We start from the raw sequence: 12,798 nt of genomic DNA on the forward strand, positions 1-12,798 counted from the left end.
AATTATGGATCAAAAAATAGAAAAAGTTTTAAATAGCGAACCAAATTATAGGCTTGTTCGTACTATCCTAACAATTTTAACCATAGCCCTCCTATTTTGGTCATCAGAAGTTATGGACTTTTCAAAAATGGATTCCCAAGGGTCTGGCATTGTAAAATCAATCTTAGGCGGAATTGTTCGTCCAGACATGGCCCTACTAACAGATTTTTCTAAGGGAAGTCTTTGGTATTTGATTTTTGAAACTATTTGTATAGCATTTGTAGGAACATTAATTGGGGCAATAATTTCATTACCCTTAGCATTTTTATCATCTGCTAATATAGTTCCACGACTAATTGCAGAAATATTTAAATTGTTAATTCTTTTAATAAGAACAATTCCTGCTATCGTATATGGTCTTATGTTTATAAGAGTAACTGGCCCTGGACCTTTTGCAGGGGTAATGACTATGACATTTACATCTATTGGTATGCTTACAAAGCTATTTCAAGAAACTATAGCAAATATAGATACAGACATTCTAGAAGCTTTTGAATCACTGGGAATAAATACTTGGGGCAAAATAAGATTTGGAATACTTCCACAATTATTTGCAAGTTTTCTATCAACTATTATCTATAGGTTTGATATGAATATACGTGATGCTACAACCCTAGGTTTAGTAGGTGCTGGTGGTATCGGCGCGCCACTAATTTTTGCAATCAACGCTTATAGGTGGAATGAAGTTGGAGTCATCCTACTTTCACTAATGATTTTAGTTTTAGTGGTAGAGCTTTTATCAACTAGGATTCGTAAGAAACTTGCCTATGGCATTTAGGAGATTTTATGAAAGTTACTATTTTAGAAACAAGCGATATTCACGCTTATATTTCACAAAAATCCTTTAGTAATCCAAACAAAGACGAACTATTTTCCCTATCAAAGGCTAAAACTTATATAGATAAGGTTAGAAATGAAAATGAACATGTAATCTACATTGATAACGGGGATAGCATCCAAGGATCTCCCCTAGCAAGCTTCTATAAAGAAAATAATGATTTAAGTAATCTGGTAAATACTTATAATTTATTAAAAGCAGATGCAATAGTTCTAGGTAACCATGACTTTAACTACGGGCAGGAATATCTAAAGTCATATATAGATAAGTTAAATACTGATGTTTTATCTGCAAATACTATTAGAGAGAATGATTATCTAGATATAAAACCTTATATTACAAAAAATATTGGAAATATAAAAGTAGGTATCTTAGGGCTTACTACCCAATATGTCCCTCACTGGGAAAAACCTAGAAATATTAAAGGTCTAAGCTTTAAATCAGCCTTAGAAACTGCAAAGTATTACCTGCCAATCCTAAGAAATGATGAAAATTGTGACCTCATAATAGTTTCCTACCATGGTGGATTTGCCAAGGATATAGAAATAGGTCGCGACCTTACTCCTCAAACTGGAGAAAATGAAGGATACGAAATACTATTTTCAGGCTTAGATTTTGATATATTTTTAACTGGTCATACTCATAAAGAAATAGCTGGGATATATAATGATATTGCAGTAGCCCAACCAGGTTTTGCTGGAGCAAAAGTTGCAGAAATTACTGTAGATATAGACGAAAATAGTAATATTATCAATAAACAAGTTAATTTAATTGATTTAGCTGAAATTGATGCTGATAAAGATATAGAAAAATTAATCGAAGACGATATGGTTGGTGTAAATAAATACCTTGATCAAAAATGTGGTCAAATATCTCCAGGTGCCCTTATTGATTCTGTAACGATAGCTCAAGTTTCAGGCCATCCTTACATTGATTTAATAAACCAAATTCAAATGCAATATACAGATTGTGATATAGCTGGAGTTGCTATATATTCAAAAGATGCTAAAGGCATTCCAACAAGCGTAACTATGAGAGATATAATTACTAATTATAGGTTTAATAATACCTTAATGAAGGTGGAAGTAACTGGAAAAGAATTTAAGGAAATATTAGAACATAATGCCAATTATTTTATGCTGGATGAAAATTATAAGCTAGTTCAAAACCCAGAGCATTTTATCTATAACTATGATATATATTCAGGAGTAGACTACACCTTTGATTACACTAAGAAAAAAGGAGAGAGACTAGTAAAAGCTATCTATAAAGGTCATGAAATAAGTGATGATGAAAAAATTGTCTTTGCTACCAATAACTACCGAGCTATTGGTGGTGGAGATTTTCCAGTCTTAGACGGATCACAGATAGTTTGGGAATCCTCACAGGAAACTCCACAGCTTATTTTTGATTATATAGCTGATAAGAAAATTGTAGAGATAGAAGATTTTCCGACTATAAATGTAATTGGATATAAGCAATTAAACATTTAAAAAGACTGCATTAATAGCAGTCTTTTATTTTTCTAAATTTATAAATCCTTTTTAAAACAAATTATCCTATTAGCTTCTTCAAAGCCTAAAGCCAAATGGAAGGCTAGACTAATATTATTTCCCAATTCGCAATCACTGGCAAATTCTTTGCATCCTAAATCCTTTGCCCAATTTTCACAAGTCTTTACTAATTCTTTGGCAAAGTTTTGCTTACGGAATCTTTCCTTAACATATATTCCTTCTAAATATCCTACAGGAGAAGTCTCTGTACCCTCAACATAATCATATCTTAAACTTGCATTTGCAAAAGCAATTGGCTTATCGTCTATATACTTTATAAAGCAAACACTGTTAGGATCATCTGCTATATCTATAAATTCATTAGTTAGCTCATCAATAGAATCATTATCCCAAACCTTACTAGCCATCTTTGCTAAGATTATGGAATCTTTTTTATCAGCTTTTTTTATTATACCATTCATATTTTCCTCTATTATGATTTAGCTATGCTTTAATATTTATTAAAGTATCTAAAGCAAGTTTTAGAGCATATTCAATCGAATCCCCTCCAAATCCTCTAGGATCATATTTTTCTACATCTGATAGAGAATCTGCTGTAAATAAGATTTGTCCCCGTAAGGCATCTCTAAATTCTGCAACTGCTGCAAGAGCTGAGCACTCCATTTCTACTACCTTGCATCCTTCATCCACTCTATACCTAACCATATCAGTAGTTTCTCTATAAAAACCATCAGTAGTCCATGTCATAACTTCTTCATATTTTAAGTTATGTTCAGTTAAAGTTTTTTCAATAGCTTCTAAAGCTAGTGGATTTATATTTACAAAACGGGATGGTGGCAGGTAATGATAGCTTGCACCCTCATCTCTTAAAGCTTTATAAGGAACTAAAAAAGTATTTTCAGCTATGTCAACTAGACTGCCACATGATCCTGTTGTTATTATTTGCTTGCAACCATAAGATATTAACCAATCTAAGATTTGGGCAGAAGCTGCTGCACCTACTGGTGCCTGAACTAAACAAACTTCCTCTCCCTTATACTCTATAATATATATAGGATATATTTTAGTTATAGAATTAAATGTAGTTAATATTCTAGCATTATAGTTTTCTGCTAATTTATCCAAAGCTTCACCTAAAAAAGTAAATAAACATTTACTAGGAAGTTCTATTTCAAGATTTGCGTGATTTGGCATAATGATAGACCTTATATTATCATCATATTCTAGTATTGGTATTTCATTTTTAAATATTGCCATAATATCTCCTAATCTAAATAATTTTTATCTAGCAAGGCAACAGTATCTATAGGCAGACAAACTTTCACCCTTAACCATGTGCCTACATGGTATTTATAATCATCCTTAATTTTACTCCATATTTAAGAAAGCAATAGGTCTTTGACTTTATTTATAGAGACTTCATTAAATGAAGAGTGGGGCCACTTTGGATTATTATCCTTATCAATTATTTTCGCCCTTATTCCTTCATGGATAGCTTTTGTTCTAATTGCATATTGAACTATTTTAAAATCAAGGTCTAGAGTTTTTTTATAGGTCAGATCTTTTCCAACAAAGTATTTTTCAAATTGGATAGTTAACATAAAAGGGTCTTTTTTGCTTAAATTTTGATAACACATTAGGGCAAAATCATCATCTAGATTTTCTTTTAAACTATTAACTATTTCCTCCATGCTATCATAAGAAAAGTACTTATTAATCTTTGATAAATTTTTTTGGATAGTAGAATTATTTTGTTTCATTTCAAAATTTTTAGCTTCCCTTTTTATTTTATTTATCAAATCATCCCCACTATAAGAATTTGAGAGTTCAAAAAGTTTTTCTAATAGTGTATGATAATCTTTTGATCTAGTAGCTATATCGGCTAATTTATATTTTACTAAATCAGATGAAGATAAACTTACACCGCAAAGACCTATATATTCGCCCAAAGCTTGAGGAAGTTTTGAAATATATTTTCCTACACCAACATCTGGTACAAATCCTAGACTTGTTTCAGGCATGGCCCAGTTTATATTTTCATCACAAATAATAAAATCAGAGTTTATAGTAAGTCCTACTCCTCCGCCCATAACAATTCCCTGCCAATGAGTAATAATTGGTTTTTTGTAAGAATTAATATACTCGTCTAAGTCATATTCTTTTTTAAAAAGATAGGACTTGTCTTTACAATTATCATTTATTAGATAATCAGTATATATTTCTTTTAAATCTCCTCCAGCAGAAAATCCTCTTTCTACTAAACTATCAAAAAGAATTACTTTAATATTATTATCATTTTCCCATTTTTTTAGAATATTGTATAATTGATTCACCATAGCTAGATTGATGGCATTTAATCTATTAGGTCTATTTAAATAAATAATACCAACCTGATTTATTACTTTTTCTTCTATCATATTAACTCCACTAAAAAACTCCACTAGTAATGAACACCAAGTGAAGTTTTTACTATTTTTTTATAACTTTCTGTATAGTTATTTGAATTTTAAAATTTAAGTTTTAAAATACTATTCCTATCCATAATTTAACTATATATAATTTACTTTAATAGAATAACTTACTTACTATTTTTATCTTCTATTAGGTTTTCTTTTATTAAAAACTCCCTAGCAACTTCATTTGCTGTTTTGCCTTCCACATCTACCATATAGTTCATTTCTGTCATCTGATCAGAAGTGATTTTTCCAGCAAGTTTTGCCAGTATAGCTTCAAGTTCTGGATATTTTTCTAAAGTTTCACTTCTTAATAAAGGTGCAGCTTGGTAGGGTGGAAATAGCATTTTATCATCTTCTAAAACTTTTAGTTTATTAGTTATAATCTGGCTATCTGTAGAATAAACATCCGTTATATCTATAGATCCATTTGCAATGGCCGTATACCTTAATGCAGGCTCCATAGTTTTTACATCTAAATCTAAATTATATAAGGATTTTAATCCGCGATTACCATCTTCCCTATCATTAAATTCTAGAGTAAATCCAGCAATAGCACTATTTTCTACCTTTTTTAAATCAGAAACTTTCTCAATATTATTTTCATTTGCATAATCTTCTCTTATAGCTATTGCATAAGTGTTTTGAAATTCACTAGGTGATAGTAAAGATAATTTATCCTGCTCATAGATTTTATCCCTGGCAAGTTCATAAACTTTCTCTGGATCATTTGAAATTTCCCCAATATCATCATTTAAAAGCGAACTTGTAATTGTACCTGTAAATTCTGGGTAAATATCTATACTGCCAGACTTTAAGGCCTCATATAAAAAACTAGTTTTCCCAAAGTTTGGCTTTAGTTCTACTTTTATATCAGAATTTTCCTCAATTAATTCCTTATACATATTTATAAGTATTTCTGGTTCAGCTCCAAGTTTTCCAGCTGCAACTAATTTTTTAGAATCTTTTTTTCCCAAAGGTGTTAAGCTTAAAAGTGTTATAAGACTTACAACTATAAGAGTTATAAGGATAGTTTTTGGTTTTTTATTTTGTAATAATTTAATCAATACACCAAATAATATTGCCAAAATGGCTGATGAAATGGCCCCGATTAGTATCAAAGAAGAATTATTTCTATCAATACCTAATAAAATAAATGTGCCAAGTCCTCCTGCCCCTACTAAAGCTGCCAAGGTTGCAGTTCCTATAATCATGATGGCAGATGTTCTTACACCTGACATAATAATTGGCATGGCCAAACTTAGTTTAAATTTCTTTAGCTTCTCCCACTTTGTCATACCAAAAGCAGTTGCAGCTTCTTCTAGGGATGGGTCTATTTCAGATAAACCTGTTACAGTTGCTTGATAAATTGGAAAAATAGCATAAATTACAAGGGCTGTAATGGCAGGAATTTTTCCTATGCCCATTAATGGAATAAATAATCCTAGTAAAGCAAGGGATGGTATTGTTTGAAAAATACCTGTTACTTGTAAAATGGCTTCATTTGCTCTTTTCTTATTTGATAAGGCTATAGCAAGAGGAATTGCTATTAAAATAGCTATAATTAAAGAAACTAGAGATATTTGCAAGTGCTCAAATAAAGCTTGTACCCAATCAGCTTTTCTTTCAGCAAAAGTTGCTATTAAATTATTCATGGATTAGCTCACTTTCATTTTCAAAAAATTGGCTAACAAAACTATTAGCCGGCTTATTTATAATATCTCTTGGAGAGCCTATTTGTACAACTTTTCCATCTTTCATAATACAAATCCTATCAGCTAGTTTTATTGCTTCATTCATATCATGAGTTACAAAAACTGTTGTAATTTTATAATCGTTGTGAATTTCTGTAATTAACTCTTGTAACTGTGTCCTACTTATAGGGTCTAGAGCAGAAAATGGTTCATCCATTAAAAGGACATCTGGATTTGCTGCTATAGCTCGTAAGATTCCTATCCTTTGTTTTTCTCCACCAGATAAATCTTTTGGTAATCTATTTCGATAAACTTTTGGGTCCATACCTACTTCATTTAAAAGTCTATTTGTAGTTTCAGTAATAATTTTTTTATCCATTTTCTTCATTTCAGGTATAAGCGCAATATTTTCTGCTACTGTCATATTTGGAAAAAGTGCAATTTGTTGTAAAACGTAGCCCATATTTAACCTTAATTCTCTAAGGGGATAATCTTTTATTTTTTTATTGTTAAATAAAATATCACCCTCACTTTGCTCTATTAATCTATTTATAAGCTTTAACGTAGTTGTCTTTCCACTACCACTCGGGCCAACTATTACAAAAAATTCTCCTCTTTTTATCTCAAAATTTAAATCATCTAGGACCTTACCACTATCAGGATATGCCATAGATACATTTTGATATTTAATCATTATTGTTCCTTTCTTATTTATAAAAAAAGCCTTTTAAGTATTTACCTTAAAAGGCTTTTAAATAAACTAGATAATAATTTAGTATTTAATATTGTGTTTATCCATTCTTTCTTTAAATAAATCGGTAATTATCTTTTGTAACTCTTCACGTTCTTTTTCTGGCAATTCACCCGGTTTTTTGGCAACTTCATATAAGTCTGGATATTCATTAGCAATTTTTTCTACACTCTTAGTTGTAGCATGACCTCTTACAAAAAAGGGAATTTTTTTAATCCACTCTTTAGGTACAAGTGCTAGTATTTTTTTACTAGCTTCTTTATCTGTAAGCTTGGCTGTTGATAAGCCTTTGTTTATTTGATCTTGGTCATCTTTTGTAAAATCTGTTAATTTCATAATCTCCTCCTATAAATCTTCTACATCTATAACTTTAATATTATTTTCCTTTAAAATTTTTGCAAAGACTCCCCTACCTTCTATAAGTTTTCCGGTAAATGAGCCGTCATATATATTATTTACCCCACAAGAGGGGCTTCTTGACTGTAAGATAACTAAATCAACTTTATTTTTCTTTGCTATATCTAAAGCTTCTTTGGCACCTTTTTTAAATTCATCATCTACAGATTTGCCATCTTTTTGCCTTACAACACCATTTACAATCTCAGCTGGCAGCCTTGGTGTAGCTAGGCCTCCTAAAACTTCTGGACACAGGGCTATAACTTCATGGCCTTTTACAAAATCAACTAATTTCTTATTATAATTGTTGCCACCATTATACTTACAATTTTCACCTAATAAACACGCACTAACTGCAATTCTCATTTCTAAATCAACCTCATATTTACATTATCTTCTACTAATACTATAATTCTTTATTTATTAAAATTAAATATAAAATTAATAACAAAAAGTCCTAGGAGATTTTTAAAATGACCTAGGACAAATTTTAAATAATTATTATTTTTTTTATTTTGTCTAAACATCAGCAAAATCCACATCTGGGAAAGCTTCTATCTCATAATCTGGAAAGTTACTTTCTACATCTTTTAAAACTTCATTAAATACTTTTAATCTATCATCAGCATCAAGACTTATAACTACATCAAATCTGATTGTCTTTTTATCCTCATCTACATAAAATCCATGTAATTGTGTAACATATCGGTGAGTGAAAACTATTTCTTTTAATTTTTTGTGCATAGCTATAACTTGAGGATCTTGTGTATTAATTGAATAAACTCCTATAGCTGTTAGAACAATCTGATGTTTAAAATAAACCTCTAGCTGGATATCTCTTATCATTTGATCAAGCTTATCGGCAGTATATGTATCTGGTACTTCAATATGAATTGAGCCATTCCAAGTATCTGGTCCATAGTTATTTAAAACTAAGTCGTAGGCACCTTCTACTCCGGGAAAGTCTTCTACAGTTTTTATAACTTCCCTTGCTAGTTTTGGGTCATTTCTCTCACCTAAAAGTTGAGAAATTGTATTTTTTAACATATCAATTCCTGATTTAATAATTACGATTGATATTATAGCACCCAAATATGCTTCTAAAGATAAATCAAATAATAGAAATATTGCTGCTGCCACTAGAGTAGAAGCAGATACTATTGAATCTAACTTTGCTTCTTCTCCAGAGTTTACTAAAGAATCAGAATTTAACTTCAAACCTACATTTTTTACATAACGTCCAAGTACAATTTTAACCACAACTGCTAACGCTACTATAATTAAAGATGGCGTAGTATATGAAGGCAGATCTGGGTGTATGATTTTTTTAATTGCCTCTACTAAAGATGTAATACCAGCATATAAAACTATGACCGAAATTATCATAGCACTTAAATATTCTACTCTACCATAGCCGAATGGATGTTCCTTATCAGGATCTTTAGAAGCAAGCTTTGTTCCAACTATAGTAATTAAAGATGAGCCTGCATCAGATATATTATTAACAGCATCTAGTAAAATTGCAATAGAATTTGACGCCAAACCCACTATAGCCTTTATTACCGCTAGCACAACATTGGCTATTATACCTACGACACTAGTTTTAATAATCTGCTTCTCTCGTTTTTCTGCATTTTCATCTTGCCTCTTTTAATCTTGTAAGTTTCTCATATCCCAACACTCCTTATAATTTATATTTGAAATTTATAACCATAAAATATAGATTTAAGTTTATTCTTATAATATACCCTTATAACAGGTTCTCCTAACTTTATAAAGTTATTACTACTTTAAAAATCTTATAGTTAACTTAAGGTAAATATATTAAAAACTAATGTAGCATACAACTTGACATAAGAGGATTAAGAGATAAATTCTTATTAAGAAAACATTTTCAGATTTAGGAGCAAACTATGACTAAAAATAAAAAGAAGATAGGTCTAATAGTATTGGCAGTGTTGCTAGCTATATTTATAGGTTTTACATTATTTATAGGGTCACAGGTATTTAACGGCTTTACAAATATGGTTTCTAGGGAAGAAACTTTAAAATATTCGCAAAGTTATGAACAAACATTTGATGATTTTGCTAGGGAAAAAGAGATTCATTACATAGAATTTCCATCAAGTAAATATAAACACAATATCCCAGCTATTATGGTAAATAAAGCTGGAAATAAAAATATGGCTGTCCTAGTCCACGGCATGGGTGGAACGGGTAAATCTTTAACTCACATTATGGATATGTTTTTAAATCTAGGCTATGATGTACTTGCCATTGACCAAAGAAATTCAGGAAATAACCAAGCCCCTTACAACACCTTTGGAGTGCTTGAATCATATGATGTTTTAGATGCTGTTGATATCGCAAAAAGTAAAATGAGTGATGATGGCAAAATAGTTTTATGGGGAGAATCATATGGTGGAGCAAGTTCAGCAATTGCAGCAGGTAGAAATGATAAAAACATTGATTATCTTATTTTGGAATCTCCATTAGCTGATTCAAATGTTTTTTTGGATAAAGAATTAAATGAAATAGAAGAAAAACAAGGCTTGCCAGCCTCATATATGAAATTTGCAGGAAATATTTATACGACTTTAAAGTTACACTTTTCATTTAAGGACATAGATGCTAGTCAATATATTAAAAATGTTAGCAAACCAGTTCTTATCACAAATTCAGATGAAGATATAGTAACACCGCCTTACATGGGTGAAAATCTTTATGAAGCTATTAGGCATGATAATAAAGAGATTTTTACTGCAAAAGGATTTAAGCACGCAGAATTTCCTAGAAAAGAAAATGACGATTACAAGAACATAGTTGCTAATTTCCTTAATGAATACAAATAAAAAATAAAAGGCCATTATCCAGTTAGATACTGGGACTTAATGGCCTTTTAAGTTTAGTTTATATATTCTTTCTTAGCCTAACATTATTTTTTCAAGCTCAAGTGGTTCAATATATTGATCACCTTTGTAAGCTCTCATATTTCCACCAGAAATCTCATCAATTAGAGCAACTTTTCCACCCTCAATTCTACCAAATTCAAATTTGATATCGTATAGGTCAAGGTCTTTTTTTGCTAACTCTTCTCTTACTATTTCTCCAATATTTAAAGCTAAGTCTTTTAACTCTTCATATTCATCTTCTGTCATAATATTTAGTAATACTAATGCATCTTTGGTAATTAGTGGATCTTCTCTATCGTCATCTTTTAAAGTTATTTCTACATATGGATCAATTTTTGTTCCACTTTCTATATATTTTCCATATCTTCTGATAAATGATCCTACTGCATAGTATCTAACTATTACTTCAACTCCTTCGCCAAAAACATCCGCTTTTTTAACTACTGCTTCGTTTTTGTCTAAGTCAGCTGATACAAAGTGAGTTGTTAGTCCCTTATTATTTAATATCTCATAAAAGTATTTGGTCATTGCAACTGCTTGGTGGCCTGCACCTTCCATAGTAAGACCTACTGCATTTGCACCCGGATCAAATACCCCATCTGCACCTGTTACATCATCTTTAAATTTTAATAAATATTCTTCATCATTTAATTTATAAACGTCTTTAGTTTTTCCTGTATATACTTTTTCCATAATTATCCTCTTATAAATTTACTTTTATATCTTTACTACCTTTTACAACTTTTCCAATGGTTTTAGAATTTTCTCCTAGAATTTCTAAAGCTTTTTCTTCATCTGATGGGTCTACGAAAACTACCATGCCTATGCCCATATTAAAGGTATGATACATTTCTTCTGTATCAATATTTCCCCATTCTTGGATTTTTTCAAATATAGGATCCTTGTCCAATTTACTTAAATCGAAATTTACTGACAAATCATCAGCTAATACCCTAGGAATATTTTCATATAAGCCCCCACCAGTGATGTGGGAAATTGCTTTTATTTCTACATTTTCTTTTAATTTTTCAATATCTTTTACATATATTTTTGTAGGGGTTAATAGCTTTTCACCTATTGTTTGACTTTCATCAAATTTATCTTCTAGTGAAACACCTGCTTGATCCATAGCAGCCCTAACTAGAGAAAATCCGTTGCTGTGAACTCCAGATGAAGCTAAACCTATAGCTATGTCCCCTTCTTTTAGATTTTGACCAGTAATTATTTTTTCTTTATCAGCAATTCCTACTGCAAATCCTGCTAGGTCATAATCTTCTTCTTTGTAGATGCCTGGCATTTCAGCAGTTTCTCCCCCTATTAGGGCAGCATCAGAATCTTTACATCCATCAGCTATGCCACTAACAAGGTCTGCCATTTTTTTTGGATCTAGTTTTCCTGTTGCAATATAGTCTAGAAAAAATAATGGTCTTGCTCCTTGGCAGATAATGTCATTGACACACATGGCAACACAATCTATACCTACTGTGTCATGCTTATCCATATCCATGGCAAGTTTTATTTTTGTACCAACTCCATCTGTACCACTAATTAGTACAGGATTTTTAATACCATCTAGGTTTGGAGCAAAGGCTCCAGCAAAACCACCGATATCTGCTAATACTTCACTACCATGAGTTTTCTTTACTATTTGTTTTATAAGCTCTACTTCTTCATAGCCTTTTTCTTTATCAACACCGGCATCTTTATAAGTGAGTTTTGCCATTATATTTCCTCAAGATTTTGATCATCTTCAATAACTTTATCTAGCATTTCTTTTTTATGATTTTTTAGTTTCTGTGCTAAGTTTTCATCTGATAGAGCTAGGATTTGAATTGCTAAAAGAGCAGCATTATCTCCACCATTAATAGCAACTGTTGCAACTGGTACTCCCTTTGGCATTTGTACCATTGATAAAAGTGCATCAAGTCCTGCAGTATTTGAACCTCCAACTGGAATGCCTATGACAGGTTTTATTGTCATACCTGCCATAACTCCTGCTAGGTGGGCCGCCATACCAGCAATGCCTATATAAACTTTCGCATCATCTTTTGCCATTGTTTCTTCTAATACATCTAAGGCGCGATGGGCAGAAATTACTGAAACTTCATAATCTATTTCAAATTGTTTTAAAATTTTTGTAACTTTTTTTGCTATCTCTACATCTGAAGCAGAGCCCATTATAACTCGAATGTCTGTCATTT

General features: G+C 31.1%; 14 protein-coding genes. 3 read left to right on the forward strand and 11 right to left on the reverse strand.

The genetic code is table 11. The features are described 5' to 3' along the window. The first annotated feature begins 4 nt into the window (after positions 1-4). Positions 5-817, forward strand: coding sequence for a phosphonate ABC transporter, permease protein PhnE (gene phnE / locus AB9Q04_RS00130; RefSeq protein WP_410023381.1), 813 nt, complete (start codon positions 5-7; stop codon positions 815-817). 8 nt (positions 818-825) lie between these two features. After that, a complete protein-coding gene (locus AB9Q04_RS00135; protein WP_410023382.1) occupies positions 826-2,370 on the forward strand; it encodes a bifunctional metallophosphatase/5'-nucleotidase in 1,545 nt (514 codons plus the stop codon). Positions 2,371-2,408: 38 nt separating this feature from the next. Here the strand turns inward: AB9Q04_RS00135 and aac(6') are convergent, their stop codons facing one another. The 8 genes from aac(6') to AB9Q04_RS00175 all read right to left on the reverse strand — a co-directional run bounded on the left by aac(6') (position 2,409) and on the right by AB9Q04_RS00175 (position 9,296). Continuing rightward, a complete protein-coding gene (gene aac(6') / locus AB9Q04_RS00140; protein ID WP_410023383.1) occupies positions 2,409-2,852 on the reverse strand; it encodes an aminoglycoside 6'-N-acetyltransferase in 444 nt (147 codons plus the stop codon). 22 nt (positions 2,853-2,874) lie between these two features. After that, the gene (locus tag AB9Q04_RS00145) at positions 2,875-3,648 is read right to left on the reverse strand and encodes a nucleoside phosphorylase (RefSeq protein ID WP_410023384.1); all 774 of its coding nucleotides are present in this window, start codon (positions 3,646-3,648) and stop codon (positions 2,875-2,877) included. A 122-nt stretch (positions 3,649-3,770) separates the two neighbouring features. Continuing rightward, positions 3,771-4,808 carry an enoyl-CoA hydratase/isomerase family protein gene (locus tag AB9Q04_RS00150; RefSeq protein ID WP_410023385.1) on the reverse strand — a complete coding sequence of 346 codons (1,038 nt, stop codon included), beginning with the start codon at positions 4,806-4,808 and terminating at the stop codon, positions 3,771-3,773. 161 nt (positions 4,809-4,969) lie between these two features. Beyond that, positions 4,970-6,499, reverse strand: coding sequence for an ABC transporter permease/substrate-binding protein (locus AB9Q04_RS00155; RefSeq protein ID WP_410023386.1), 1,530 nt, complete (start codon positions 6,497-6,499; stop codon positions 4,970-4,972). Continuing rightward, positions 6,492-7,232: an ABC transporter ATP-binding protein gene (locus AB9Q04_RS00160; RefSeq protein WP_410023387.1), complete on the reverse strand. Its 741-nt coding sequence runs from the start codon at positions 7,230-7,232 to the stop codon at positions 6,492-6,494. Before AB9Q04_RS00160 ends, AB9Q04_RS00155 begins: the two co-directional genes overlap by 8 nt. Positions 7,233-7,310: 78 nt before the next feature. Next, positions 7,311-7,625, reverse strand: coding sequence for a hypothetical protein (locus tag AB9Q04_RS00165; protein WP_410023388.1), 315 nt, complete (start codon positions 7,623-7,625; stop codon positions 7,311-7,313). A gap of 9 nt (positions 7,626-7,634) precedes the next feature. Further along, on the reverse strand, positions 7,635-8,051 hold the full coding sequence (locus AB9Q04_RS00170; RefSeq protein WP_410023389.1) for a 2-thiouracil desulfurase family protein: 417 nt from the start codon (positions 8,049-8,051) through the stop codon (positions 7,635-7,637). A 153-nt stretch (positions 8,052-8,204) separates the two neighbouring features. Further along, complete coding sequence (locus AB9Q04_RS00175) at positions 8,205-9,296, reverse strand: cation diffusion facilitator family transporter (protein WP_410023561.1); 1,092 nt, start codon at positions 9,294-9,296, stop codon at positions 8,205-8,207. Between the two features lie 302 nt (positions 9,297-9,598). On the opposite strand from AB9Q04_RS00175, the gene AB9Q04_RS00180 reads away from it, so the two are divergent. Beyond that, positions 9,599-10,537, forward strand: coding sequence for an alpha/beta hydrolase (locus AB9Q04_RS00180; RefSeq protein ID WP_410023390.1), 939 nt, complete (start codon positions 9,599-9,601; stop codon positions 10,535-10,537). 72 nt (positions 10,538-10,609) lie between these two features. Here AB9Q04_RS00180 and AB9Q04_RS00185 read toward each other — a convergent pair whose 3' ends face one another. Genes AB9Q04_RS00185 through purE form a run of 3 tightly spaced genes read right to left on the reverse strand, consistent with a single transcriptional unit; the run spans position 10,610 to position 12,796 of the window. Beyond that, a complete protein-coding gene (locus tag AB9Q04_RS00185; protein WP_410023391.1) occupies positions 10,610-11,290 on the reverse strand; it encodes a phosphoribosylaminoimidazolesuccinocarboxamide synthase in 681 nt (226 codons plus the stop codon). A gap of 10 nt (positions 11,291-11,300) precedes the next feature. Beyond that, positions 11,301-12,320 (reverse strand): phosphoribosylformylglycinamidine cyclo-ligase, encoded by a 1,020-nt coding sequence (gene purM, locus AB9Q04_RS00190; protein ID WP_410023392.1) that lies wholly within the window; start codon positions 12,318-12,320, stop codon positions 11,301-11,303. Next, a complete protein-coding gene (gene purE / locus AB9Q04_RS00195; RefSeq protein WP_410023393.1) occupies positions 12,320-12,796 on the reverse strand; it encodes a 5-(carboxyamino)imidazole ribonucleotide mutase in 477 nt (158 codons plus the stop codon). Before purE ends, purM begins: the two co-directional genes overlap by 1 nt. Positions 12,797-12,798 lie beyond the last annotated feature (2 nt).

The sequence above is a fragment of the Anaerococcus groningensis genome, from assembly GCF_046365465.1.
GTDB classification, from domain to species: Bacteria; Bacillota; Clostridia; order Tissierellales; family Peptoniphilaceae; genus Anaerococcus; species Anaerococcus groningensis.

Excerpts from the sequence above, each read along its gene's own strand:
- purE (WP_410023393.1), bottom strand. The coding sequence starts at position 12,796 with ATGACAGACATTCGAGTTATAATGGGCTCTGCTTCAGATGTAGAGATA.
- AB9Q04_RS00165 (WP_410023388.1), bottom strand. The coding sequence starts at position 7,625 with ATGAAATTAACAGATTTTACAAAAGATGACCAAGATCAAATAAACAAA.
- AB9Q04_RS00170 (WP_410023389.1), bottom strand. The coding sequence starts at position 8,051 with ATGAGAATTGCAGTTAGTGCGTGTTTATTAGGTGAAAATTGTAAGTAT.
- AB9Q04_RS00180 (WP_410023390.1), top strand. The coding sequence starts at position 9,599 with ATGACTAAAAATAAAAAGAAGATAGGTCTAATAGTATTGGCAGTGTTG.
- AB9Q04_RS00145 (WP_410023384.1), bottom strand. The coding sequence starts at position 3,648 with ATGGCAATATTTAAAAATGAAATACCAATACTAGAATATGATGATAAT.
- purM (WP_410023392.1), bottom strand. The coding sequence starts at position 12,320 with ATGGCAAAACTCACTTATAAAGATGCCGGTGTTGATAAAGAAAAAGGC.
- AB9Q04_RS00150 (WP_410023385.1), bottom strand. The coding sequence starts at position 4,808 with ATGATAGAAGAAAAAGTAATAAATCAGGTTGGTATTATTTATTTAAAT.
- phnE (WP_410023381.1), top strand. The coding sequence starts at position 5 with ATGGATCAAAAAATAGAAAAAGTTTTAAATAGCGAACCAAATTATAGG.
- AB9Q04_RS00160 (WP_410023387.1), bottom strand. The coding sequence starts at position 7,232 with ATGATTAAATATCAAAATGTATCTATGGCATATCCTGATAGTGGTAAG.
- AB9Q04_RS00135 (WP_410023382.1), top strand. The coding sequence starts at position 826 with ATGAAAGTTACTATTTTAGAAACAAGCGATATTCACGCTTATATTTCA.
- AB9Q04_RS00185 (WP_410023391.1), bottom strand. The coding sequence starts at position 11,290 with ATGGAAAAAGTATATACAGGAAAAACTAAAGACGTTTATAAATTAAAT.
- AB9Q04_RS00155 (WP_410023386.1), bottom strand. The coding sequence starts at position 6,499 with ATGAATAATTTAATAGCAACTTTTGCTGAAAGAAAAGCTGATTGGGTA.